The sequence below is a fragment of the Legionella bononiensis genome (assembly GCF_016786215.1).
Taxonomy (GTDB): domain Bacteria; phylum Pseudomonadota; class Gammaproteobacteria; order Legionellales; family Legionellaceae; genus Legionella; species Legionella bononiensis.
This window is the reverse complement of sequence record NZ_JADOBG010000015.1, coordinates 90,747-115,002: the sequence shown is the minus strand read 5'-3', so window position 1 is coordinate 115,002 and position 24,256 is coordinate 90,747. Positions and strand designations below refer to the sequence as shown.

Here is a 24,256-nt window from a genome sequence, read left to right as displayed (position 1 = left end):
GTTTTTTGTAATCAATGAATGTCTCAATAGGTAAAACTACCATTTTTTACTGAGAATATTCTTCAAAAATAAAAAATCTTTTTCTCCTAATCGTTCTCTTACCTCATCATCTATTTTTCGTAAGGCGCTTTTAGCCGTTTCTTTAAGTAAAACACCTTGTTCGGTAAAAAATATCAATTTATCACGCTCATTTTTCGGCATGGGTTTTAACTCCAGGATTTGCTCCTTAACCAATTGGCTGATAATTTTATGAGCAGCTTGTCTACTTATCCCCAAACGGCGGCCTAATTCCGATATGGATAGATTTTCGCCTCGAAGGGTAGCTAATACACGGGATTGAGCTTCAGTTAGATGCTTATAGGGCGATTTTGCTCTCTCCAGCGCAAGTTTTTCTTCAAGTTCCCACAGTTTTTCTTGGAGTAGACCTTTTAAGTTCGTTAATAGAATATTATTGTCATCTATGGTTGACATTGTTCATGCCTCCAGTCTATATTGTCACCCTAGGTTGACATTATAGACTGGAGTTTAAATATGAGCAAAACAAATTTTCATTCGGGCGCTAATCCAGATAAAAATAACATTCCCTTTGAGTTAGCTGTTCGTTTAGAAGGGTTTATTAATTTAGGTATTCCAAGGCACCAGTTAATGCATGTTATAAATCAGGCATCCGCAAAAGGAAAACCTGGTTCAGAGGAGTGGTCAAGGTCAATTCGTAGCCATGCAGATGAGTTTGCTAAAATGGCAGGAGATTGTGAAGAAGATTGGTTAGAGGCCTCTTTTTGGTATTTTTTAGCGCGTTTTCCACATTATTTTAATGATGAAATGAAAAGTGCTTATGAACGACATAAAGAGTGTTATTTAAAATCGTGTTCCTTTTCACTCTATCCCATGGAGAAAATCGCCGTGGAATTTAAAGGTCAAACGATCGACACCTATTTACATCTACCCAAAGTTAATAATGATTCGCCATTACCCCTGGCAATCATTTGGGGGGGCATCGATATTTGGAAAAGTGATATTCAAATCCATCAAATTGGTAGATTGCTTTTAGAAAAAGGTATTGCAGTGTTAGCCATCGATTCCCCTGGAACAGGTGATTGCTCTATACCTATATCAAGTTCTGCCGAAAATTGGTTCTTTGCTGTACTCCATGAGATTAGGAAAAGACCTAATATGAATTACAATAAAATTGCCTGTTATGGTTTATCATTTGGAGGCTATTGGGCAACTAAGTTGGCCATTCAATTACCTTGGTTAGCAGGATCAATTAATATCGGAGGACCCGTGCATGCCACTTTTGATGCCGAACACCTTAAACAGTTACCTCATTTAACCCGTGATGCCTTAGCGTATTCTTGCAGAATTGAACCAAATGAACAGAGATTTTTAAGCCTCTGTTCCGATTTGTCATTGATTAATCAAGGACTTTTACCTGCTTTATCGAATGCACCTTTACTATTAATAAATGGCGCTAAGGACAATTTGGTAAAAATTACTGAAATTGATTGTGTAAACGCTCACTGTACTAATACAGATACTTTAATTTTTTCTCAAGACAGGCATGCAGCCAGCCAAAATTGGCATTTGCATTCGCAATTTTCGACTGATTGGCTGGAGAAAAAATTAAATGTTTAAAGAAAAGATTATAAATGGCTTCATCGTCTTTTTATTAATATTACCGATGAGTTTTTTGTTTCCTTGGCTCTATCATTGGATTTTTAATTCAATTGCCAGCAACAACAGGGTCTTGGAACACATTTTATCAGTCTCAACTATGGTTTTCTTTATGACTGTACTGCTTCCTTCTGCAATGACACTTAAAAGGATTTTAGAAATAAAAACAAAGAAGGGCAAAATTGGAAGTAATTCGAAATCCACAGGATAGCAAAATTGGGTCATTCTGATCCAACAAGCCCCATCTCAGTCATACACCAAAATGACTTGTAATCGATGCGGGCTTCCAGGTAAATCTCCTGATTTAATCTATTGATGAATATTTTGGGTAAGGCCACGATGCCCAATTCGTTTTTGATATTTTTATTTGAATGAATCAGATGCATTACCTACGGGCCAAATGGGCGACCCTGTAGAAGGGGTTATTTATTTGCAATAGTCATAATATGTGATATATTTCTCACATAAAGTTATAAATACATCACATTATGAACATTCATTTTGAAACCAAAATCAAAGAATATAGAGCGAAGCTTAATTTAACCCAGGAATCATTGGCGCAACGAGTTGGCGTTAGTCGTGAAACGATTAATTATTTAGAAAAGGGTAAATACAACCCATCCTTAAAATTGGCATTTTCTGTAGCACATGCGCTGCAAACGACCATTAATGAGTTATTTTTATTTAAATTTGAGGAGTTGTAATGTTAGCTAATCCAAAATGGTTTAGACGTCGTAAGTACACAGGTTGGGGGTATACCCCAAATACCTGGCAAGGTTGGCTTTATGTGATCGCATGGGTGAGTACCTTATTACTTTGTGCCTTAATAACGCGATGGCTAGGGTTTTCTACCCAGTCGCAACTCATTGCGATAGTGATTTTACTGGCCATAATGATTGCTGATGCGTTAGATATGGCACGGAGAATGCCAAAAGATGAAAGGGAACGTATTCATGAAGCTTATGCTGAACGAAATGCTTGTTGGGTTATGATTGCTGCTCTCTTGATTGGGCTTGTCTATCAATTGGTTGTAGGCTTAATCAATCATAACACTATTGCAATTGATCCCTTCATTCTTATAGCTTTACTAGGTGGCACAATTGCCAAGGCAATCACGAATTGGTACTTGATAGATAAATAAGCCATTGATGCATGTTTGAGAGCATCATAATCCAAAACAAGTCATTTGAATCACAAGTGCCCGTATTAGACGAAGTCGTAATACGGGAATAACTTCAGCAACATCTCAAATTTATATTAAAAATCTAAGAATCAAATTAATTGGTGTAACCTATTAAAATAGAAGCCTTAACTTTCATAATTCCTATCTATAGCTCATAATTGGCTATAACTCAGTTCGTGTTGGATAGATTACATGCAAGCTAAAAAACAGATGCAATGGGCCGTTGTAGGTGCAGGCCCAGCCGGTATAGCTGCAGTAGGCAAATTGCTGGATAATGGTATTGCTCCTGAGAACCTGTTATGGATTGATCCTCATTTTCACGTCGGTGATTTGGGTGGTCTTTGGAAGAACGTGTCCAGTAACACAACAGTTGCACTTTTTACCAACTTTTTGCGCAGCACTAATTCTTTTTCTTATCACGAAGCGCCAAATCAATTTCCAATCAATCATCTACCTTTGGACGAGACTTGCCTATTGAATGAAGTGGTGCAACCTTTGCAATGGATTTCCGATAAGCTTCGTCAACAAGTCGTCAGTGTGGAAGGCCGAGTTAACCGCATGGATCTGGTCGAGCGAGTCTGGAATTTGTCTACTGACACGCACAGCTTTAAAGCGCAAAACGTGATTTTGGCCACTGGCTCTGTTCCGTCCACTCTGAGTTATCCTGGTGTTGACGTCATTCCCTTTGAAACAGCCATAGACAAGGAGCGATTGTCACACATCATCAACAACAACGGCACCTACGCCGTATTCGGCTCTTCTCATTCGGCCATCATCATTGTGCGGCATCTGGTCGAATTGGGAGTTAAAAAAGTCATTAACTTTTACCGCTCCCCCTGTCGCTATGCAATCAATATGGGGGACTGGATTTTGTTTGACAATACTGGCCTAAAAGGTCAAACCGCTGCCTGGGCACGAGAACATATTGATGGCCGCTTGCCAGCCAATTTGCTTCGCTACAATACCCACGAAGATCATATAACCCGCTATCTTCCTGAATGCGACAAAGTCATTTACGCGGTGGGATTTCAACGTCGCAACACACTGATCATCGGTGATTACGAACACGCTGATTATAACCCCCATGTCGGTATCATAGGCCCAGGACTATTCGGTTTTGGCATTGCCTACCCAGAATTGAAAACCGATCCCGCGGGTAATGAAGAGTTACAAGTGGGGTTGTGGAAATTCATGGTCTATCTGAACAGAGTATTGCCTATTTGGTTAAAGTACAGTACTTAAACGGCCCTAGTATTTTCCTTGCTGGAACAATTATACTGAGGCAGGTGAGCCTCGAAGCGGTTAATTTCAGTACATAATAAAAATTGAGTCGTCCGTATCTTTGAATCACTAATTGGCCTATTTTGCAAGTACAGATCAATCCCTGTGATCCACAGTCTCTGAATTATTGGTCATCAAAACTGGTGGACTCGCCGCTCTCGCTCCGTAGTCCACCCTATTGTAGCTCTCTGTTCGTGAAGTGAAAAATGAGCCTAACTATGGGAAAAGATGTGGCTAGTCCAGCTTTTTTTCGGATCAAATCCACTAAATCTGAATTCAATCCAAATACCCACCCGAAGAGTAAAGGGTGACAAGGCACGAACAGAGCCGTAAATGCAACTAATCCAAGCACTTATCAGGCATACATTTTATATGCTAATGTAACAAATACTTCATTAGCAGTAATTGAGCCTTTCCAGGGTGTTGCAAAAGCTGGGGGAGCATCAAAAGTATTGTTATCACTTTTATAATCACCGCCATCAAAGTAGCGATAGCCTACAGCTAAATCAAAGTTGTGTGGCAGGGCAACTTCTATTCCAGCAGAGGCTTGCCAGGCAAAGGATGCATTAGTTTTTTCAAATGCTGTGGCAACAGCTTGATCATCAATTGCTCGAATGGAATAAAAACGACTAATTTTATTATAACTGACGCCAAGCCCAGCACCAATAAAGGGTTGAAGGGTTACATTATTCCCCGCATGCATTACAAAACTGGGAGATACTCCTTGACCGTGAAGGTACATGTTCGCTAAGAAGGTATTAGTCTGTAAGTCAAAATAACGTGTTTTCGTACCATTAAAATTGATTGTGCCTGCTGCGGATGATGTTTGAAATTTAGAATAGGTAAAAGAAGGTCTATAAGTATAATCAACATCGACACTAACTAACGGTGAAAAATTATATCCAAAGGCTAATGAAAAAAGTGCGCTATCACCTAATGTAGAATTATATCCTTGCGGCGACTCATCCCAATAAAGTGGATCGATTTCAAGATGAGAGGTGTTAGAAAAACTTCCACCGCTTCCTACTTTAATATAAGCACTTCCCTTAAAAGGTTCTTCAATTGGACCCATAGTACCTGCAATTGCAATACTACTCGTTAATGCAATAATACCTGTTGCAATTTTTTTTAAAGCCATGACAGAAATATCTCCTTTTATTTCAAATTTATATTTGGTGATCTTTCCGGAACAGTGGTTAACCTCAAGATTTCACCAGATTGAATTCGCCGCTTGAACAAGATGTTTGGGCAATTCTAATTAGAGTGAGACAGTCACAATAGTTGATTTCATGTTTTTGGAAAACGTGAAAGCAGGAATGGAGACTGCAGCGCGAGACAGTATACTCAATTAGCAGTAACTGATCGACGTCGTTTATATACATTTTTGACCTGGAATTATCTGTATGTGAGATGTGACGTGCAATGCCTTGATAATGATACGATGTCTAATTAAAAGAAATGGGTAGGGTGGCTGTTTCAAAGTCAATAAAGTGGCGAGGATATTACCTGGAGTCAATTTCGGTTTTATTACTTGAAGTTAAGATTATACTCCTTCATAGTAGACTTTTTTACTATTTAAGGTATATGAATTTTGGCACGATATTTAATTATTGCAGCAAGTAGCGCCATTGGTCAGTCAGTGGTTGAACTTTTAAAAAAGCAGGGAGCAGAGGTTCTGACTACTGCGCAAAGCAAGGACAAAATCATTCCGGATTTTATACTGGATGCATCTGACTTTGATGCAGTTGATAGAGTATTTGAGCAAGCAGGCCCCCTTGATGGAGTGGTTAATTGCGCGGGCTCTTTATTACTTAAGAGTGCTCACGCGACAAATTTTGAGGAGTTTCAAAGGACAATCAATGCCTCGTTGACCACGTCATTTGCGGTTGTGCGTGCTGCCGGAAAGAGAATGACGAAAGGCGGCACGGTGGTGCTTATTGCCTCGGCAGCAGCCTTAACCGGACTGGCTAATCATGAGGCTATTGCCGCGGCCAAAGCGGGTGTTATTGGCTTAGCGCAATCAGCAGCCGCGAGCTATGCATCGTTTAATTTACGAATCAATGTAGTTGCGCCTGGGATGGTTAAATCGTCTTTGACTGATTCATTACTCAAGAATGAATTGGTTGCTAAAGCATCTACTGCAATGCATGCTTTGGGGCGAATTGGTGAGCCATCTGATGTAGCACAGGCCATCGTGTTTTTTCTTAACCCAGAGAACAGTTGGATAACCGGACAGGTGCTTGCAGTGGATGGAGGCCTAAGCTGTATACGCCCTAAGCTTAAAATTTAAATTTTTTCTTTTAGGACGTGTGATGACGAAATTGTGTTTTCTTTTGGGCGACCAGCTGAGTGAGTCAATTTCCTCACTCTCTGCAATCGACAAACATGGTGATCTGGTTTTTCTTTGCGAAGTGATGGAAGAGGCCACTTATGTGGCACATCATCCTAAAAAAATTGCTTTTTTATTTTCAGCGATGCGTCATTTTGCAAAACGATTAAAAGAGCTTGGCTATCGAGTACGCTACACTAAATACGATGAGGCCTGTAATACTGGTTGCTTTGAGGAGGAACTGTGTCGGGTACTAGATGAAGAAAAAATTTCGGAGGTACATGTAACTCACCCCGGCGAGTGGCGTGTTCTGCAAAAAATGGAAACATTAAAAAAACACGTGTCGATCCCCCTCATCATTCATGAAGATACTCGATTTTTATGTTCTATAGACGAGTTTAACTATTGGGCACAAGATAAAAAGCAATTACGCATGGAGTTCTTTTACCGAATGATGCGTCAAAAGCATCATCTTCTCATGGATAACCGAGGGAAGCCTGTAGGCGGGGCTTGGAACTATGATGAACAAAATCGAAAAAATGCCAATCACATTGAAACATTTCCTAATCGTTTTGTACATCCCGTAGATGAACTGACTTCAGAAGTTTTAAGCTTGGTAGAAAAAGAGTTTTTCAATCATTTTGGCCAATTGCAGCCGTTTAATTTTGCGGTGACTCGGGAGCAGGCTCTTTGTGAAGCCAGCTATTTTATAGAGCATTGTTTAGTGTATTTTGGTGATTACCAAGACGCCATGCGCTCCAATGAGGTTAATTTATATCACTCCAAATTATCTTTTTATCTGAATGCAGGGCTTTTATTGCCTTTAGAGTTATGCCGGATGGCTGAGGACGCTTTTGAGCAGAAACTGGCACCTTTGAATGCTGTCGAAGGATTTATTCGTCAAATTTTAGGATGGCGAGAGTATGTGCGTGGTATCTATTGGCTTTTGATGCCTGCATACAGAGACAGAAACTATTTAAATGCTTCCAGACCTTTGCCTTCACTATTTTGGGGAAAAGAAACGCAGATGTTTTGTATGAAAGAAGTCGTTCGACAGACGCAAGTTGAAGCTTACTCCCATCATATTCAGCGTTTGATGATTACCGGTAATTTTGCGCTCTTGGCAGGCATTAATCCTAAAGAAGTATGTGAGTGGTATTTGGCTGTCTATGCCGATGCCTACGAATGGGTCGAATTGCCAAATACATTAGGGATGGCGCTGTATGCTGATGGTGGCGTTATGGCAAGTAAGCCCTATGCTGCAAGTGGGAAATACATTCAAAAAATGAGCAATTTTTGTAAATCATGTACTTATAATCCCGGAGAACTGTTGGGTGAACAAGCATGTCCATTTAATTCCCTTTACTGGAATTTTATAGGTCAACACCAAGAGTTACTTAAAAATAATCCGCGTCTTCATTATGCTTATCTCAATTGGGATAAAATGGACCAGGAAAAGAAAAAGGCTATTTTCGTTAAAGCAACTGAAGTGTTGACCTCATTAGATGCAGGGCAATTATAAAGTCATGTCTGCAACTTAAATGAAAATAAACCTGAGCAGCGATTATTAATGCATAAAATGTTATTTTGTCTTCGGTCATATAAAAATAACATGTGATTTTCAGCCTGTTCAAAGACATCCTTAAAACTAACTATGCTACAATTATATTGATTCATTCATACGATTGAGGCCCTTTATGCTTGTAGAAATTCTGTCTCGCGTTCAATTTGGTTTTAGTATTGGTTTTCATATTTTGTTTCCCACTTTAAATCTTGGTCTTGCGGTATTTCTTGTGATTATGGAAGCAACCTGGTTGAAAACAAAAAATCCAATTTATCTCGAGATATGCAAGCTTTGGACTAAAATTTTCGCTTTGACTTTTGGAATGGGGGTAGTGTCTGGAATTGTTTTAGCCTATCAAATTGGCACTAATTTTGGACCCTTCATCACTCAGTTTGGCAACGTCCTGGGAGCTTTATTTGCTTACGAAACCTTGACCGCTTTTTTTCTCGAAGCCGGTTTTTTAGGCGTGATGCTCTTTGGTTGGAAAAGAGTTCCACCGACGCTTCATTTTATTGCCACTCTTTTGGTAACTATAGGTACCACCATCTCCGCATTTTGGATCATGTCAGCTAATTCTTGGATGCAAACTCCGAGTGGTTATCAGTTGATTGATGGAAAATATATTGTTGATAGCTGGTGGGCCGTCGTATTTAATCCGAGTTTCATTCCGCGTTTTATTCACATGCTATTAGCCTCTTATGTGACGACTTGTTTTGTCATCATGGCTGTTTCTGGATATTATTTGTTAAGAGAGAAGTTTTACGCGATTGCCCAAAAATGCTTATCGTTTAGTTTATGGGCAGCGTTGATTTTAGTTCCCTTGCAAATAGGTGTTGGTGATGTAGTGGGTGTCAATGTGCATCACTATCAACCTTTAAAAACGGCGGCAATGGAAGGAGTTTGGCAGACCCAAAAAGGGGCGCCCCTTGTATTATTTGCTATTCCATCGCAAGAAAAGCAAAAAAACTTTTATGAAATTGCAGTGCCAAAACTTGCAAGCCTGATTAATACTCATGAATGGGATGGTGAACTTATCGGCTTGAGTTCAGTTAACCCTGTTGATCAACCGCGCATGCTCCCCGTATTTTTTTCATTCCGCATTATGGTAGGTATTGGACTTTTGATGTTATTTACGGCCATAGTAGGGGTTTCTCTGTATTTAAAAGGCACTCTTTTTAAACATCGCTGGTTTCATCGTTGGTGCCTTGCGATGGCGCCATTAGGATTTATTGCCAGTATTGCGGGATGGTTAACTGCTGAAATTGGCCGACAACCTTGGGTGGTCTATAATCTTTTGAAAACAAAGGATGCGGTATCTTCGGTAGGCTATGAAGAGGTGTTGATTTCCTTTACTTTGCTTATTCTCGCTTATGGGGTTGTTTTTGGGTTTTATCTCTATTATTTACTCAAGCTCATTGCTCATGGACCAGAGACATTAACAGAAGATGAAATCGAGCATCATGCATTCCAGTACATGACTGACAATCCTAAGGAGAAAAAATAATGTTGCCCTTTATTTTTGCGGTACTTCTTGGGTTTATTATTTTAATGTATGTTATTCTGGATGGTTTTGATTTAGGCATTGGCATTCTCTTTCCTTTTACTTCCAATGAAAAGGAACGTGATACCATGATGAATTCCATAGCGCCAGTTTGGGATGGCAATGAAACCTGGCTCGTTTTTGGTGGTGCGATGCTTTATGGCGCATTCCCTAAAGTGTATGGAGTTCTATTGCCCATTCTTTATATGCCCATCATGCTGATGTTGATTGCGTTAATATTTCGCGGTGTAAGCTTTGAGTTTCGCTTCAAGGCAAAGAAATCAAAACCCATCTGGAATTGGTCCTTTTCAATCAGCTCGGTTGCTGCAACATTCTTTCAAGGTGTTATTCTAGGAGCGTTTGTGCAGGGTTTTTCTATCGATGAATCGTCAATGACCATTAATAATCCCGATTGGTTAACTCCTTTTAGTCTTTCTACAGGGATTGCTTTGGTCTGTGGATATGCACTTTTAGGGGCGACTTGGATGATTATCAAAAGCTCTGGAAGGCTTCAACGTACAATGATTCATCACGCACGAGGGTTGTTAGTATTAGTCAGTTTATTTTTGATTTTTGTGAGCATTTGGACCCCGTTACATAGTGATGAAATTTTTCATCGTTGGTATAGTTTCCCTAACGTGTTTTTATTAAGTCCGCTACCTTTGCTTGCGGCAGTTGCTGTTTATCAAATTTGGAACAGCTTAAATGCAGCAAGTGAATACAAGCCATTCATTTACAGTATCGTTTTATTTTTGTGTGCTTATATAGGAATAGGGATTAGCGTTTATCCTTATTTAATTCCGCATCAGGTGACTATTTGGGAAGCTGCAGCCCCTGATTCAACGCTGATTTTTATTCTGGTTGGTGTAGTCATTATGCTTCCTATACTTATAGCTTATACGCTTTATGCCTATCATCTATTTCGAGGAAAATCGTCAGGTCACTATCATTAGACATACTCATTTGAGGTGATTGATTAATACAGTACCAATAAATTTAAATGCTCCTGTAATGAGAGCATTTATGATTTAGTTCATTAATTCATTAATGCAATGACCACGTTGAGATATGAAGCAAAGACCAGCCAAAGTAGGTAAGGAGTTAATAACCAGGCAATGGTTTTGTGCGTTTTTTTAGCCTCGATGATTAAGATCAAATTCAAACACGTTAAGCTAACAAGCCAAAGAGCGCTTAGCATAAACCAGTGTAGCCCAAAAAAAAGTGGCGTCCAGACCCAATTCATCAGCATTTGTAATGCGAAGAGAACTGTAATTTTTTTAGAAGACTCTTGATTTTGGTTTGTTAAAATCCAGGCAATGAGTGCAAGAAGCACATATAATAAGGTCCAAACGACCGAAAAAACAAACCCGGGAGGAGTTAAGGACGATTTGTTAAGATGTTCGTACCAGGGATAAATATTCGCCTGAGTGAGTAAACCCAGTAAAAAACCTATGCTTTCAAAAAGCACAATCCAGAATACTAATTTCATTAACTTATGTAAGCGCATAATCATTCCTCCAAATTGGGGTTCGAGTGGAAGCGAAATCAATAAAATTGATGTCTAAATCATTTTGTTCTTGCACACCAGGAGTGCAAGAGGTTTCAATCACCCTAATTCCCTGAGCTATCCGTTTGGGGGCGCACGTCTTGTCAGGGAAACTAAAGCCAAAAATCAAAGTATAAGGACTCATGGGGTATTACTTTTCTTTAATTGACTGTAATATTCCAGGGCCTTAGAACGTGATTCGCTGTGATTAATGATGGGTTTGGGATAATTGATTCTACTATAAATTCCTGCTGCATTAGAGGATTCCCATGGCGCATGAATTATATCATTATTTAATGCAAGGAGCTCAGGGATCCAACGGCGTATATAAACACCATTGGGGTCAAATTTTTGGCTTTGAAGCACTGGATTAAAAATACGAAAATAAGGTGCCGCATCAGCCCCACAACCTGCTACCCATTGCCAACTGGCACTATTATTTGCTAAATCAGCATCAACTAAAGTATCTAAAAACCAATCAGCCCCCAATCGCCAATCAATGAATAAGCCTTTGGTGAGAAAGGAGGCGACTATCATTCTTACTCTATTGTGCATGTATCCGGTGGCCCATAGCTCCCTCATGCCTGCATCGACGATTGGGTAGCCCGTCATTCCTTTCTGCCAGCATTTTAATAATGACTCATCATTATGCCAAGGAAAGGCATCAAACTCTTTTTTAAAGTTATCATAGGGCAAGGAGGGTACATGGTAGAGTAAATAATATGAAAATTCGCGCCAGCCAAGTTCTGATAAAAAGTGTTCCGCTCCTGCTAAATCACAGTGTGGGTTGAGCTTGGCGTATTCAACGGCTCTTAAAATAGTCCATGGACTGATTTCGCCAAAGTGTAAATGCGGGGATAGATGTGACGTGGCTTGCTTTTCGGGAATATCCCTATTTATTTTATAACCATTAAGATGGTGCGTAATGAATTCGTGCAGCCGTCGTTGAGCCCCTTGTTCTCCCGGTGTCCAAAAATCAGGAAATTGTGATGCCCAATCGAGGCGTGGTAGAAGTCTCCACTCGTCAATTTCATCACTCCTTACATCAACGGAACCAATAGTATGATTATGGGAAATTAATTGTTCTGGTTGAGGAGTAAGTGCTTGTCGACAGGTTTTCCAATAAGGAGTAAAGACTTTAAAAAAATCACCGGTTTTATTACTTATGGTCCAGGGCTCATTCAATAAGCTTCCATTAAAACTAAAGACATCAATCCCATGTTCTTGAAATGTTGCTTTGATTTTTTTATCACGCTCAATACTCTTTGGTTCATAGCATCGATTCCAATATATACTGTTAATACCTACAGTGTTGACCAGGTCTGAAATGATCTCTAATGGGGTTCCCTTGCGTAGAATAAGATTTATTCCATGCTGAGTGACCAGAGCATTATTTAACGTTTTAAGGCTGTGATGAAGCCACCAGGCTTGTGCTTCACCAAGGACACTGCTTTTTTCATCTAAAATATAGATTGGAATCACTGTTTCGTTGTTTGTGCAGGCTTCAAAAAATGCAGGATTATCAGCCAATCGTAAATCCTGTCTAAACCAAACTAGTGCGGTACTCATGTCATCCTTATTTACTTTGTTTTGTATAGTGATTTATTCTGTGCGTTGAAGCGAAAAAGCGAGCCCTAGCCTTTAATTCCTCCAATTGGACTTGAGCATGCAAGGTGTTAAGTTGTACTTGGGTGGTCATTTGTTCGCGTTGATTGACTAAAAATAAAGTACTGTCTCCTTGATGAAACTTTTTTGATTCCCCTTGTTGCACCTTTTGCGCCAAACTTAATTCTTTTTTTAATAGGCTGACTTGTCGCCTACTTCTCTTTATGCCAATTAGCATATTGGAAAATTCATTGTTGAGTTGTTCGTACAAAAATCTCTTTTCAACTCGAACTTGGCGTAACTCGCTTTCTGCTTGAATGAGGTTTCCTTTAGCTTGTCTTTGCAACAATGGAAATTTAAACGATACACCAACCATTGCCGCTTGTGGAATCAGTAATGGGTAGCCTCCTGTTCCATTTTGTTTAAAGGTGTAGGCGGTAGCATCTAATTGAGGTAGTAGCTCGTTACGTGCCTGATTTCGTTTGAGCTTCATCATATTGACATAATGGTTAAGCTTTTTAATCGCTGGATGTTCACTGAGTGATGCCTGGGTTCCTGCGATGGTCTTTGAGGTACTGGTCAAGACCGGTAAAGACCGTGCATCAGGAATTAGCGGTTTACCTTTGGAGTCTCGAAAATAAAGAGATAAATTAACACCTGCTTGTTCAAATATCATTTCACCTTGATTGAGTAGTTGTTCTCGTTGAATGATTTGTTGTAAATTTTCACTGATGGCAAGCTTTGCCAAATCCCCTTGATTCGCCTGTTGTTCAATAGCGTGTTGACGTTTTTGCGCTAAGTGCAGGAATTGTTTAAATGTGTTTAATTGAAGGCCAGCTTCAACCCATTGCCAATAGGCTTTAATCGCTTCTTGGTAAATTTTTAATTTAACCGCTTCAGTATCTTGCTTTTTCATGAGCATCAATTGAGCAGAGGACAGTAATCCGGTTCGCTCTTTATCAATTAATCGGTCGCGGAGTAAGGGAAGAGATAATCCGGCTCTATATTCCCCACCGGAGTTTGTTAAATAGTTTTGATAGTAAATTGGCCAGTTGCCTTCCCCATTGCGATAGCCTGCAAAAAGCTTCACGCCATTATAGAGCGTGGGGATGGTTAGTTGTGTATCGCCATAATTATTAATATAACCCCCTGCAGGTTGCGAGCGAGTACTAGCCTCCAATGCAGGGTCAAATTGTCCTTTTGCATTAATCAACGCACCACTGGCTTTTGCTACTTCAAGACGTGCGATTTTTACCTGAGGATAATGAGAGTCGATACTTTGCAGTACCTGCATTAAACTTAATTCTGGTGTTTTTGGAGAGGCATAGGATGCTGAATACCCCAATAGGGCGCTTACTCCGATAGGTATAATGAATAGCCCTCGTAACACGCTTTTCATGAGCTCGCCTTTTGTGCCAAGCTTTCAGGAGGAAAGCCGTTAAACTGACGCCATAGCTCATACCACAAGGGTACCTCTCCTAATTGCACCCAGCCATGTACGCGTACTCCTTGCCTTAAAAATGTCGGATCCGGCCAGGGTTCATCAGGGACAATCACGGCGCGAAATAACCCCATGCCATTATCTGTAGGATCGATAAAGGCTACTTTCCCACCAAAGGTACCTACAGCGATTTGTGGCCAACCCCTAAATTGAATTGCAGGCCATCCTTCAAATTGAAGGCGTGCTTTTTGATTCAAATGAACGAATGGAATGTCATTGCCATCAATCCAAAGCGCTACAGCTCTTGATTCGGTTACAGGTATAATCTCCGCTAATATTTCTCCTTCTTTAACTACTACGCTTTGTTGTCCCGTTAGGCGTTTAAAAATCACTCCTGGAACATGGGCTTTGATCAGTTGGGTTTGCTGTCTGGCAATGCGAACATCGATACTGATTTTATCAATATTGGCTTGGGCTAGTTCGTTTTGGTATTTGGCGTATTCAATTTGAGCTAATTCGTATTGACGTTTTGAGTTGATGCCTTGTTGGTATAAGTTCTTTTGGCGTTCCACATTGGCTTTTCCTGCAATTAATGATTGCTGTGCGGCTTCGATGCGAAGCAAAATGGCCTTTTGTTCCAGCTCCAATCGTTTGAGTAACTCTGGGTCATTGTCGGTAATCTCTACAATCGGGTCGCCCGCTTTAACCCGGACGCCTTCGTCAACGTACCATTTTTTAATTCTGCCATAAATAGGTGAATTAACGGTATGCAGTCGCTCAGTGGGTGAAAAAGCAATGACTTTGCCACTTCCAAGGGCAAATTGTTGCCAAGGGGTAAAGCTCAAAAATACAATTAAAATCAGGAGTACTAAAAAAATAATCTTAGCAATTTTGCGTGGATTGGGTAATTTGCCAATCATCTGATAGGCGTGTAGCTTCATGAGAGCACCAAGCGGTTAGATAGTGGAATAAGATTTGGGTATTGAGTGATTGTAATTAAAAGCGTCTTATTGAGCGTTGCTAAATGGAGAAGCAGTAACTCAATGTCTTTTGTGGACAGTCTATCAAAGATGCGATCAATTATAATAAGCTGCGGTTTTGCAAGTATCGCACGAATCACCATGAGTTGTATGAGCTCGAGCTCAGTGAACACTTGCTCCCAATCATAAATCATGCTTTTTAGACCATTAGGTTGGCTCATGATTTTATCCATCAGCCCGAAAGATTTGAACAGCTCTTTTAATTGCTGTATGGAAAAGGCGGGTTGATTGAGGCGTAGATTGTCATAAATGCTGCCAGAAAACCATTCTATATCTCTAAGTAACAGGGTGTGGTCACGAAGAGAACGCCTGTATTCTTCATTACACAGGGTCTCATTGATATATACTGTGAGGTCAGTACTGTTTTTAAAACCCAAAATAAAATCGGTACATGAATCTTGTTTTTGTGTTTCATTCACGCAAATAACCAAAGGAGTTTCTGGGGTGCTCGATGCTTTTTCTTGATTTTGAGTCACTAGCGTGATGTTTTTTATGGGAAGAATCAGTTCACTTAACTCTGTGTTGATGGATTCAGTTGGGAGATTTAATACCATGTCAATTTTGTGCTCTGAGGCAACTAAGTCGTAATAATTCTCCAAAAGAACACTAAAGCGTTTAAAAGCGTAGATTAACGCGCCAAGCACAATCTCTGCTGCAACCAGCTGACCTAAACTCAATTGGTTATTAATCACGAGATAGCCTCCCAAACCGAGTAAGAGACTACTGGCGATTGCCGAGAGGAGATAAAAACCAATCTGATGTTTAATGAGTTGTTTAAAATGCATATTGCGTGCTTTTAAAAATGAAATTAATCGCTTATCCGTTTGTTGGGTCGCATAGTGATGATAACGATTAAAGCGAAATAAAAAACGATTGGTAAGCAATTCCTCTAGCCACGCGCCTATTTGATGCTTTTCAGTGCATTCTTTTTCAGCGCTTGCTAGTCCTTTACGATAAGGTAAAAATACAATCAAAATAATACTTAATATAATGAATCCATCAAATACGAGAAAGAGTGGATGATAAAAAAGAAGCAAGATTAAGCCAAAAAACAGTTGCAAACTTAAATTCACTCCATAAAGTAAAAGACTTGCTAAAGCCTTGTTTACAGTGACCACTTCGAAAAAACGATTAACAAGCTCTGGCCCATGATGTGAAGAAAAATTATCTAATGATAAATGAGTAAATTGTCGAGTTAGGCTAAGACTTATTTTAACCATTAATTTCTGTTGAATGACTTCGATGATAATACTTTGCCATATATTTAAAGCTCCAAGCGCAATCATTAATACAAGGACCATGATACTTAGAGTTACCACCGGTTGAAGTAATTTACCAAAGGCAATCAGATTAACTAATGTTTGAGCTGCAATAGGAATACTTAAGGTAAGTAGACTCACAATTACGCTTATCATGACTATTGATGCAATGGTGGCTTTATCTAATACCTCAACAATCGAATTCATTTCTTGTTTCATCAGAGTCCTCGAATCCTTTACTTAATGTTTTAATTTATCCATGATAAAAAACTCCAGAGAGTCAATTGCTTTATTCGCCACCTCCTTTTTAATTAACGACACATGGATGTCTTTTAAAGAGGGGAGGAAATAATCATCCAGTTTATCCAGATAATTAGGAATCATACTGCGTTGTATGGCTGTAATTCCCAAGCCTGCTCGAACTGCAGCCATTTTACCCGCGTAACTTGGGCTACTAAATGCCAATCGCCATTTTAAGTGATGTTTATTGAGAGACTCGATAACGTTGCCGCGATAAACGCAAGGAGTAGGGGAAAGAATCAGTGGAATGGTGGATTTTTCATTAAGAATGGGGAGCAATTCTTTTTTCCCCACCCATTCCACGGGTTCATTCCATACATTAACTCCTTCAGTTATTTGCTTTTTTTCAGTGGTTTTTATCAGGATTAAATCAAATTCGTCTTGATGAAATCGCTCAATTAAATTCAGGGTTAAATCACACTCTACATTGAGCATGATTCGGGGGTGAAGTCTTGAAAACTCAACCAAGACCTCGGAAAGCATCATGGAGGCAAAGTCTTCTGGCAAACCAAAACGAAGTTCGCCTTGAAGCTCTGGCGTTTTAAAACGGTCAAGGGATTCTCGATGCAGCTCATAAATTCGTTTAGCATAACCTAAAAAAAGCTCCCCATCTGGGGTTAAGGACAATTCTCGTCCACGAGTAATTAACTGTTTTTCAATCAAATTTTCAAGTTTAGCAATTTGCTGACTTATTGCTGATTGAGTTCGGCCCACTCGCGCGGCTGCTTTAGTGAAGCTTTGAGTTTCCGCCACCGCTAAAAAGCATTGTAAGGTTACTGTATCTAGTGACATTAGAATTCCTAATAGAAAACATAATTATTTTTAATTTCACTTATATCAGCATATCTAATATATTTCCATTGTAGCAAAACAATTTCTAATGGGGAATGATGTGAATACAATAGTCCTGATTTTTTTATTTATGATGTTAGCCTGCCCGATTATAGCGCTTGTCTTTAACTGCTTTTTAATATCCAGACCAATTATAGCAGCGCGCTGTGCGGGATATTGTATCGGAATTGGGTTTTTGATGGGGGTAGGGCTACTTTCTTATTTATCTTTAGCACAAAATCCTACAGTGTACTTATTAATCAGTCTTAATACCCTGAGCCTTTTATTATGCAGTTTAGTGTTACTGGTCAGTTTTGTTGTGCATCGATTTTCACTAAGGTACATGCAGGGAGATAGACTCTACAGACGGTTTTTTCTACTTTTGTCGCTACTGACATTAGCCGCGTTACTCATGGTTCTTGCTGATAATTTATTTTTATTTTGGGGGGCTTGGTCGTTCTCAAATGTATTCCTAGTACTCTTGATGGTGCATAAGAAAGAATGGATAGCCTCCAAAAACTCCGGGCTGTTGGCCTTTTATACGTTTGCATCGGGAAGTGCCTGCTTATTAGTAGCCTTTATTCTTTTAAGTTTAGGTTACTCAATGAACTCTATTGAGGTGTTGACAAAGCTATCCCACCCGGTCCACGGGTCATTACTTACTTTATCTATGGGTCTTATCTTGGTTGCAGCATTAACTCAGTCTGGTATAGTCCCTTTTCATCGTTGGCTTATCAGTTCGTTGAACTCCCCAACCCCAGTCTCTGCTTTAATGCACGCAGGTCTTGTTAACGGTGGAGGAATTCTCCTCGTTAAATTTGCACCACTGATGATGCTTTATCCAGGTTTGCTCACTGTACTGTTTCTAGTCGGTTCTATATCCGCCTTACTGGGTACTGTTTGGAAGTTGATGCAGCATGATATAAAAAAAATGTTAGCTTGCTCTACTATGGCGCAAATGGGTTTTATGATGATGCAATGTGGTGTGGGTTTATTTGCTGCGGCCATCGCTCATCTTTGTTGGCATGGATTATTCAAAGCCTATCTCTTTTTAAGTTCAGGCTCTGCGGTGAAACAAAAAAAATCAATGGTTAATGCTTCGCAAACCACCCCAATGATGCTCATCATCTCTCTTGTTGGTGGCATGGTCGCGATGACTTCCTTTGCTTTTGCCACTAATAAGATGATTTCCTTGTATGAGGCCAGTGCCTTTGTCTTGTTCTTTGCCTTCATAGGTGGATCGCAACTCATGCTCACTTGGGTTCGTAGTCACCAAAGCGCTTTTAGTTTGGTATCAGGGCTAGTACTCGCGTTGTTTTCTGGTTTGATGTATGGCGCAAGCATTCAACTGATTCAGTGGTTGATTCCGAATATATCGATACTACAGGCACCCCAATTATCGTTAATCCATTGGACCGTAATGATTTTATTTGGTGCCTTATGGGCAGTATTTAATCTTGGAATACATCAAAGAATCGGCCAATCAAAACTAGGCTTTTGGCTTTACATGACCTTATTTAATTCAAGCCAGCCTTCCAAAACAACGGTTACTGCTTTACGAAACGATTACAACTACTAAACGTATGAAGGGGTATTTATGACTACTGCAAAAATATTATCGAAACAAGATAGAGATAATAACGCAATTAAAAAATCAGAAATGGTCTATTATCCGGCAAAAAATAAAGACCTTGAACTACAGGCTTTGGTGCACAATGCCGCCAAATGTATCGCGCCAGTCTGGCCGCTTGAAACTTTTATCGCTTGCAATCCATTACAAGGGTTTGAAGCACAATCGTTTGAAGAGGCATTAGCTCAAGGTGCTTTTAGGCGCCAAAGAGCCGAGCGTAACCTGCAACTCGAAGAGGTTAATCTGCAAATGATTAAATGGTGCGGCGGCTTTTTTGATGCAGGACAAGGCAGCATTTATATGCCCAATCGTGAGAAAGGTTTTTATTTTGGATTCTTAAAATTAGCTTATTTTGATAAGCAATTACACCACAATAAAAAACAAGCAAAAGAATTTCTGCAACAATTACCTGAATCGGCAGAAGAGGCACTTAAAATGTGTCTGCAAATACTTCATGTCCCTCAAGGTCAAGAAGAAGCCTTTCTTTCCCAAACACTTCGCTATTTACCGGGCTGGGCAGGGTTTGTTAAATGGAAGACGGATTGGCAGAATTCAAAGAAACCAGAAGAAACGCAAGTCACTCTCACAGATTTTCTGGCAGTGCGCTTGGTGTTAACTTGCATCCTTTGGCCTGATGCGGCGAAGGAAAAAAAAAGCATCGACGATGGCTCTTTGGTTAAAAAAGTGCTGACGAAATTAAAAAGTAATGAGGATTCCTATCGGCAAAAGTTATTAAGTCTGCTTTTGCCAGAGGTAAAGAAAGGAGAAGATCATCTTCCGCGCAGAAATGCTCAGTTGGTTTTTTGTATTGATGTGCGTTCCGAGCCATTTCGCCGTGCTATAGAGTCTTTAGGATCTTATGAAACCTTTGGTTTTGCCGGATTTTTTGGACTTCCTGTGCGTATCGATGAATTTGATACCAATAAAAATAAAGAGTGTTGTCCGGTCTTGTTAAAACCAAAATATGCGATTAAAGAAATGTCGGCTGCTGCAAATAATGACGATTTTGAACGTTATCAGCGAGGAAAGGCATTCATTAATCGTTGTAAAAGCCTTTATACGCAACTCAAGAACAATGTGTCGACCCCTTTTGCCTTAGTGGAGTCTTTAGGGCTTTGGTGTGGTTTGAATATGATTTTAAAATCGTTATCACCGGAATTAAGTCATCATTCAGTATCAGCCATCACGGGTTGGCTGAAACCTGCGATTCCGACCAAAGTAGCTTATGAATTAAGTGAAACGGATGCGGAGCAAGGTTTATCATTACACGAGCAGATTAGTTATGCTGAAACGGTATTGCGCCTTATGGGGCTGACTTCAGGTTTTGCAAAACTCATTATTCTCTGTGGTCATGGAAGTACTACCGAAAACAATCCTTATGCTTCAGCTCTGGATTGCGGCGCCTGCGGTGGGAATCATGGAGGTATAAATGCGCGATTATTGGCGTCCATTCTTAATAAACCTGAAGTTCGACGAGGCCTGGAAGACTGTGGCATGCACATCCCCTTGGATACGGTATTTTACGGAGCACAACATAATACAACTACGGATTCAGTCGAACTTTACACACAAGATGTAGCCAAACCTATCTACCCTGAGCTTATAAGCCAACTGCAAAACGATTTAAAGGAAGCAAGGCTTATAACCAACCAAGAGCGGAGAGTACAATTGCAGAGTTGCTCTTCTCATAAAGACATCACAAGAAGAAGCATGGACTGGTCTGAAACACGACCTGAATGGGGCTTGGCACGCAATGCTGCCTTTATTGTTGCTCCTCGGCACCTAACAAAAAATATCTCTCTTGATGGTCGCTGTTTTTTGCATTCTTATCGGTATGAGCAAGACAGTGAAGGCACATTTCTCGAGACCATTCTGACAGCGCCCATGGTGGTGGCTGAATGGATAAATACCCAATATTTATTTTCTACTTTAGATAATGTTGCCTTTGGAAGTGGAAGCAAAATTACCCACAATGTGGTTGGAACCATTGGCGTGATGCAGGGGAATGGAAGTGATCTCATGCATGGTCTTCCTCTGCAATCGGTCATGAGTTCTGATATGGAACCCTATCATGAGCCACAGCGTTTATTGACCCTTGTTTATGCCCCTAAAGAGATGGTTTCTCAAGTGATTGAAAAACACTCCATCTTAAAAACCTTATTTTTTAACCAATGGGTGCACTTGATAGTTATCGACCCGAAGAATCAAGGAGTTTATCAACTCACCCAATCGGGTGAGTGGATTTTAGTTGAATAATAGTGAGGAGAAAAAAATGAGTGTGATTAAAGTTCAAGAACGAAAAGATATTGGGATTAACCTGCATCCAATGAAAAAAATTGAGATTATTGTTGCTGGAGAACATGAGCACCTGATAACGTCTATGATGGACGAGGCATCAGTGACAGGGTATACATTGATACGAAATGTTTCTGGAAAAGGGCATCATGGTTTTCATGAAGGAAAAATGATGTTTAATGACAAATCCTCATTAGTCATGTTTATCGCCGTTGCACCTGAAGAAGTGATCGTAACCTTGGCTTTAGGCATGAAAACCTTGTTTCAGAACGAGTCTGGGGTGATGTTTGTTTCCGATGTTTCGGTTGCAAGGCTTGATTATTTTCACATTATGAATACTTAATCATGTACTATAAAAATCAACATGTTTTATTAGCATCCAAGCATGAAAAGGAACAAGCAATAGCTGAACCTTTTATGAAAAGGCTGTCGTGCACTTTAAATGTGCACGATTTTGATACCGATCAGTTTGGAACGTTTACGGGAGAGATTGCACGGACTCTGAGTCCCTATGAAACCTGTCTCTTAAAGGCTAAAACAGCGGCAAAACGTTATAACTATAGGCTTGCTGTAGCCTCTGAGGGAAGTTTTGGGCCTCATCCCGCATTTCCGTTTGTACCAAGCGATCATGAGTTGATGGTGTTTATTGATAGAGAGCATGACTGGATTATTGCAGAGCAACTAGTAAGTCAAAAAACAAATTATGCGATGTTAACGGTTAACAAGAATACAGATATTGATGCTTTTCTTAAACAAGTTCATTTTCCGACTCACGCACTCATTGTACAAACAAGTTCTGATAATCGTGTTGTGGCTAAGGGCATTAATAATTTAGAACACTTGACCCACCATCTCGCTCTTGGTTTTAAAAATGAGAAAGAACTTCTTCTAGCAACGGATATGCGAGCTATGATGAATCCTACTCGAATGACAGTGATTGGTGAGTTGGCTGATAAACTAACGCAACGAATTGCTAACCTTTGTGTTCGATGTGAGTGTCCAGGTTTTGGATTCAAGTCAACTAAAGGCACTTTACCTTGCTCGCTTTGTGGTTCCCCAACTTCATTATATGAGGAAGAAGTGTGGGGTTGTATTGCCTGTCAACATCAAGAGTACAAAATGAGAAAAGATGGTTTGTTAAAAGCCGATCCAGCTTATTGTGATTATTGTAACCCTTAATGAGCGCCTTTCCTTAAAGCTCTGCTGTTAAGCGAACTGAACTCTAATTTCTTGTTTAAATACTAATAAATTTGGGGTAGAGGTCGGTGCTCAATTAGTTAAATCTTAAATTAAAACAGAAACACAGCTTATACTGTATCTTAAATAAAAAAGCCTGATAAAGAGGCCTTTTATATTATTCTTCTACACTGATTTCAATTTTTTCTCAGTTGCAGCCTCTCTTTTGGGAATTCTGATTTCAAGAACTCCATGAGCGTACCGTGCAGTGATTTTTGCATCATCCGCAGTTTGAGGAAGACTAAAGCGACGATAAAATTGCCCAAAGGGTACGATTCCAACATCAATAGATGTAAAGACAAAGAATTCCAATCTAATTATTACCTTTAAATAACAGGCTGTATCCACTGTTTTAAAGATCTGAAGTTATGACTTCTGAATTGACATCGATGCAAGCAAATTGGTGCATCGATGTCATTAATATAGCCTGTATCTCTTGTTAATCTAAACGACTTCCTCTCATCAGGATAACGATTTTGATTGGGGATGAGCTGATGATGCGATATAAGCCTTCAGGAATCGATTCAGTCGGATTTAACCTAAAGCCCTTTTCAAGGCAGTATCTTCGCTTGATAAGATTTTCCATAAACGTCAATGCCCCTTGCAAAGGGGCAACACAATTTATTGGTTCTTAGGGTCTTGGAAGTGTATTTCTATTGGTGTAATTATGCTTCCTTAGGGGGAATTGTTGCTTCACTTCATGCATGGTGTCTTCTCTAATATTTAGACACATCCATAGCTTGACGTTGCTTGAGTTGTCAACTCATCTAATCTTGAGGGAAATAGATGAAACATTGAACCCTGAGCAGCCATACAAGATAAGTGATAATTATGTGCTTCACTTACATCAACTATGTTGAAGTATTTTATATAACGCTCTTCGCAATCCACATCTGGAAAAAAAATAGCCGATAATTTATCTTCTAGATGACGAAACTGACAATTTGATTCAGAAGTATCATATTCTTCAGCCGAACTTCCTTTATAAAGTAAGTATAAATATTGTTTGATAACTACATCGCGGATTTCCTTGGGTAGGAATTCATTGTAATCGATAAGTAACTGACCATAACCGCGCAAAAAGGAGAACTTTTCTGAGTCTGCCTCTAATTTATAATTATTTTTTTCAGATTCAAGCATAATGTAGGTTGATTGGAGCAACCCTTCACCAAGTATTCGTTGAATAATATAATTAAATAATGAGGTTTCAGCCTGAGTCAAATTTTTTAGGTCAAGTTTAGGGTTTGATTCTATATTCGCTATAACCTGGAATAAAGGCTTCTGCAAATCAATCAATGAATCTTCATTTTGTGTTTGTGATTTAATGGACCTGCTCGTACTAAATAAATTCTTTAGTTTATTTTTATATTCTGAACTATTTGTATTAAATCCTAGCCTTAATCCTACTTGGATTATTAAGTCCCAAAGAGAATTATGGGTACTCTTGCTAGAGCCCATTTTATTATCGAATAACTTAAACATATACTATCTCCTTAAATACT

23 protein-coding genes are annotated in these 24,256 nt (G+C 39.6%); 12 read left to right on the top strand and 11 right to left on the bottom strand.

Going from position 1 to position 24,256, the window contains the following annotated elements; translation table 11 throughout:
• Positions 1-36: 36 nt before the first annotated feature.
• The gene (locus IZU94_RS10490; protein ID WP_203110423.1) at positions 37-471 is read right to left on the bottom strand and encodes a MarR family winged helix-turn-helix transcriptional regulator; all 435 of its coding nucleotides are present in this window, start codon (positions 469-471) and stop codon (positions 37-39) included.
• Between the two features lie 60 nt (positions 472-531).
• On the opposite strand from IZU94_RS10490, the gene IZU94_RS10485 reads away from it, so the two are divergent.
• A complete protein-coding gene (locus tag IZU94_RS10485; protein WP_203110421.1) occupies positions 532-1,635 on the top strand; it encodes an alpha/beta hydrolase in 1,104 nt (367 codons plus the stop codon).
• 72 nt (positions 1,636-1,707) lie between these two features.
• Here IZU94_RS10485 and IZU94_RS10480 read toward each other — a convergent pair whose 3' ends face one another.
• The gene (locus IZU94_RS10480; protein WP_203110419.1) at positions 1,708-1,899 is read right to left on the bottom strand and encodes a hypothetical protein; all 192 of its coding nucleotides are present in this window, start codon (positions 1,897-1,899) and stop codon (positions 1,708-1,710) included.
• Positions 1,900-2,162: 263 nt separating this feature from the next.
• Here IZU94_RS10480 and IZU94_RS10475 point away from each other — a divergent pair, with 263 nt between their 5' ends.
• From IZU94_RS10475 to IZU94_RS10465, 3 genes are all read left to right on the top strand, one after another.
• Positions 2,163-2,378, top strand: a complete 216-nt coding sequence (locus IZU94_RS10475) for a helix-turn-helix transcriptional regulator (RefSeq protein ID WP_203110417.1) — start codon at positions 2,163-2,165, stop codon at positions 2,376-2,378.
• Complete coding sequence (locus IZU94_RS10470) at positions 2,378-2,815, top strand: hypothetical protein (protein WP_203110415.1); 438 nt, start codon at positions 2,378-2,380, stop codon at positions 2,813-2,815. The genes IZU94_RS10475 and IZU94_RS10470 overlap by 1 nt, the downstream gene beginning before the upstream one ends.
• Positions 2,816-3,049: 234 nt before the next feature.
• Positions 3,050-4,099 (top strand): FAD-dependent oxidoreductase, encoded by a 1,050-nt coding sequence (locus IZU94_RS10465; protein WP_203110413.1) that lies wholly within the window; start codon positions 3,050-3,052, stop codon positions 4,097-4,099.
• Positions 4,100-4,493: 394 nt separating this feature from the next.
• Here IZU94_RS10465 and IZU94_RS10460 read toward each other — a convergent pair whose 3' ends face one another.
• Positions 4,494-5,276: an outer membrane protein gene (locus tag IZU94_RS10460; protein WP_203110411.1), complete on the bottom strand. Its 783-nt coding sequence runs from the start codon at positions 5,274-5,276 to the stop codon at positions 4,494-4,496.
• Positions 5,277-5,729: 453 nt separating this feature from the next.
• Between IZU94_RS10460 and IZU94_RS10455 the strand changes: the two genes are divergently transcribed.
• The 4 genes from IZU94_RS10455 (at position 5,730) to cydB (ending at position 10,524) form a co-directional block, all read left to right on the top strand.
• Positions 5,730-6,428: an SDR family NAD(P)-dependent oxidoreductase gene (locus IZU94_RS10455; RefSeq protein WP_203110409.1), complete on the top strand. Its 699-nt coding sequence runs from the start codon at positions 5,730-5,732 to the stop codon at positions 6,426-6,428.
• Between the two features lie 22 nt (positions 6,429-6,450).
• Positions 6,451-7,989 (top strand): cryptochrome/photolyase family protein, encoded by a 1,539-nt coding sequence (locus IZU94_RS10450; protein ID WP_203110407.1) that lies wholly within the window; start codon positions 6,451-6,453, stop codon positions 7,987-7,989.
• A 175-nt stretch (positions 7,990-8,164) separates the two neighbouring features.
• Positions 8,165-9,535 (top strand): cytochrome ubiquinol oxidase subunit I, encoded by a 1,371-nt coding sequence (locus IZU94_RS10445; RefSeq protein WP_203110405.1) that lies wholly within the window; start codon positions 8,165-8,167, stop codon positions 9,533-9,535.
• A complete protein-coding gene (gene cydB / locus IZU94_RS10440; RefSeq protein ID WP_203110403.1) occupies positions 9,535-10,524 on the top strand; it encodes a cytochrome d ubiquinol oxidase subunit II in 990 nt (329 codons plus the stop codon). The genes IZU94_RS10445 and cydB overlap by 1 nt, the downstream gene beginning before the upstream one ends.
• A gap of 83 nt (positions 10,525-10,607) precedes the next feature.
• Here cydB and IZU94_RS10435 read toward each other — a convergent pair whose 3' ends face one another.
• The 6 genes from IZU94_RS10435 to IZU94_RS10410 all read right to left on the bottom strand — a co-directional run bounded on the left by IZU94_RS10435 (position 10,608) and on the right by IZU94_RS10410 (position 17,554).
• Complete coding sequence (locus tag IZU94_RS10435) at positions 10,608-11,078, bottom strand: TspO/MBR family protein (protein WP_203110401.1); 471 nt, start codon at positions 11,076-11,078, stop codon at positions 10,608-10,610.
• A gap of 180 nt (positions 11,079-11,258) precedes the next feature.
• Positions 11,259-12,686: a cryptochrome/photolyase family protein gene (locus tag IZU94_RS10430; protein ID WP_203110400.1), complete on the bottom strand. Its 1,428-nt coding sequence runs from the start codon at positions 12,684-12,686 to the stop codon at positions 11,259-11,261.
• A gap of 7 nt (positions 12,687-12,693) precedes the next feature.
• Positions 12,694-14,121, bottom strand: coding sequence for a TolC family protein (locus IZU94_RS10425; RefSeq protein WP_203110399.1), 1,428 nt, complete (start codon positions 14,119-14,121; stop codon positions 12,694-12,696).
• Entirely contained in the window at positions 14,118-15,104 is a 987-nt protein-coding gene (locus IZU94_RS10420) for an HlyD family secretion protein (protein ID WP_203110398.1), read from the bottom strand. Before IZU94_RS10420 ends, IZU94_RS10425 begins: the two co-directional genes overlap by 4 nt.
• Positions 15,101-16,684, bottom strand: coding sequence for an ABC transporter transmembrane domain-containing protein (locus tag IZU94_RS10415; RefSeq protein ID WP_203110496.1), 1,584 nt, complete (start codon positions 16,682-16,684; stop codon positions 15,101-15,103). Before IZU94_RS10415 ends, IZU94_RS10420 begins: the two co-directional genes overlap by 4 nt.
• Before the next feature lie 18 nt (positions 16,685-16,702).
• On the bottom strand, positions 16,703-17,554 hold the full coding sequence (locus IZU94_RS10410) for a LysR substrate-binding domain-containing protein (RefSeq protein WP_203110397.1): 852 nt from the start codon (positions 17,552-17,554) through the stop codon (positions 16,703-16,705).
• A gap of 100 nt (positions 17,555-17,654) precedes the next feature.
• Here IZU94_RS10410 and IZU94_RS10405 point away from each other — a divergent pair, with 100 nt between their 5' ends.
• Genes IZU94_RS10405 through IZU94_RS10390 form a run of 4 tightly spaced genes read left to right on the top strand, consistent with a single transcriptional unit; the run spans position 17,655 to position 22,697 of the window.
• Positions 17,655-19,172 (top strand): proton-conducting transporter transmembrane domain-containing protein, encoded by a 1,518-nt coding sequence (locus IZU94_RS10405; protein WP_369410918.1) that lies wholly within the window; start codon positions 17,655-17,657, stop codon positions 19,170-19,172.
• Between the two features lie 18 nt (positions 19,173-19,190).
• Positions 19,191-21,479: a DUF2309 domain-containing protein gene (locus IZU94_RS10400; RefSeq protein ID WP_203110395.1), complete on the top strand. Its 2,289-nt coding sequence runs from the start codon at positions 19,191-19,193 to the stop codon at positions 21,477-21,479.
• A gap of 16 nt (positions 21,480-21,495) precedes the next feature.
• A complete protein-coding gene (locus IZU94_RS10395; protein WP_203110394.1) occupies positions 21,496-21,861 on the top strand; it encodes a P-II family nitrogen regulator in 366 nt (121 codons plus the stop codon).
• A 2-nt stretch (positions 21,862-21,863) separates the two neighbouring features.
• Positions 21,864-22,697 carry a DUF6671 family protein gene (locus tag IZU94_RS10390; RefSeq protein WP_203110392.1) on the top strand — a complete coding sequence of 278 codons (834 nt, stop codon included), beginning with the start codon at positions 21,864-21,866 and terminating at the stop codon, positions 22,695-22,697.
• 183 nt (positions 22,698-22,880) lie between these two features.
• Here the strand turns inward: IZU94_RS10390 and IZU94_RS10385 are convergent, their stop codons facing one another.
• Both IZU94_RS10385 and IZU94_RS10380 read right to left on the bottom strand, forming a co-directional pair.
• Positions 22,881-23,066, bottom strand: coding sequence for an Hsp20/alpha crystallin family protein (locus tag IZU94_RS10385; protein ID WP_238400419.1), 186 nt, complete (start codon positions 23,064-23,066; stop codon positions 22,881-22,883).
• A 411-nt stretch (positions 23,067-23,477) separates the two neighbouring features.
• A complete protein-coding gene (locus IZU94_RS10380; protein ID WP_203110391.1) occupies positions 23,478-24,236 on the bottom strand; it encodes a hypothetical protein in 759 nt (252 codons plus the stop codon).
• Positions 24,237-24,256: the final 20 nt, after the last annotated feature.

Bases quoted from the DNA above. Each gene is read 5' to 3' on its own strand.
- IZU94_RS10490 (WP_203110423.1), bottom strand. From the start codon at position 471: ATGTCAACCATAGATGACAATAATATTCTATTAACGAACTTAAAAGGT.
- IZU94_RS10485 (WP_203110421.1), top strand. From the start codon at position 532: ATGAGCAAAACAAATTTTCATTCGGGCGCTAATCCAGATAAAAATAAC.
- IZU94_RS10480 (WP_203110419.1), bottom strand. From the start codon at position 1,899: ATGACCCAATTTTGCTATCCTGTGGATTTCGAATTACTTCCAATTTTG.
- IZU94_RS10475 (WP_203110417.1), top strand. From the start codon at position 2,163: ATGAACATTCATTTTGAAACCAAAATCAAAGAATATAGAGCGAAGCTT.
- IZU94_RS10470 (WP_203110415.1), top strand. From the start codon at position 2,378: ATGTTAGCTAATCCAAAATGGTTTAGACGTCGTAAGTACACAGGTTGG.
- IZU94_RS10465 (WP_203110413.1), top strand. From the start codon at position 3,050: ATGCAAGCTAAAAAACAGATGCAATGGGCCGTTGTAGGTGCAGGCCCA.
- IZU94_RS10460 (WP_203110411.1), bottom strand. From the start codon at position 5,276: ATGGCTTTAAAAAAAATTGCAACAGGTATTATTGCATTAACGAGTAGT.
- IZU94_RS10450 (WP_203110407.1), top strand. From the start codon at position 6,451: ATGACGAAATTGTGTTTTCTTTTGGGCGACCAGCTGAGTGAGTCAATT.
- IZU94_RS10445 (WP_203110405.1), top strand. From the start codon at position 8,165: ATGCTTGTAGAAATTCTGTCTCGCGTTCAATTTGGTTTTAGTATTGGT.
- cydB (WP_203110403.1), top strand. From the start codon at position 9,535: ATGTTGCCCTTTATTTTTGCGGTACTTCTTGGGTTTATTATTTTAATG.
- IZU94_RS10435 (WP_203110401.1), bottom strand. From the start codon at position 11,078: ATGCGCTTACATAAGTTAATGAAATTAGTATTCTGGATTGTGCTTTTT.
- IZU94_RS10430 (WP_203110400.1), bottom strand. From the start codon at position 12,686: ATGAGTACCGCACTAGTTTGGTTTAGACAGGATTTACGATTGGCTGAT.
- IZU94_RS10425 (WP_203110399.1), bottom strand. From the start codon at position 14,121: ATGAAAAGCGTGTTACGAGGGCTATTCATTATACCTATCGGAGTAAGC.
- IZU94_RS10420 (WP_203110398.1), bottom strand. From the start codon at position 15,104: ATGAAGCTACACGCCTATCAGATGATTGGCAAATTACCCAATCCACGC.
- IZU94_RS10410 (WP_203110397.1), bottom strand. From the start codon at position 17,554: ATGTCACTAGATACAGTAACCTTACAATGCTTTTTAGCGGTGGCGGAA.
- IZU94_RS10400 (WP_203110395.1), top strand. From the start codon at position 19,191: ATGACTACTGCAAAAATATTATCGAAACAAGATAGAGATAATAACGCA.
- IZU94_RS10395 (WP_203110394.1), top strand. From the start codon at position 21,496: ATGAGTGTGATTAAAGTTCAAGAACGAAAAGATATTGGGATTAACCTG.
- IZU94_RS10390 (WP_203110392.1), top strand. From the start codon at position 21,864: ATGTACTATAAAAATCAACATGTTTTATTAGCATCCAAGCATGAAAAG.
- IZU94_RS10380 (WP_203110391.1), bottom strand. From the start codon at position 24,236: ATGTTTAAGTTATTCGATAATAAAATGGGCTCTAGCAAGAGTACCCAT.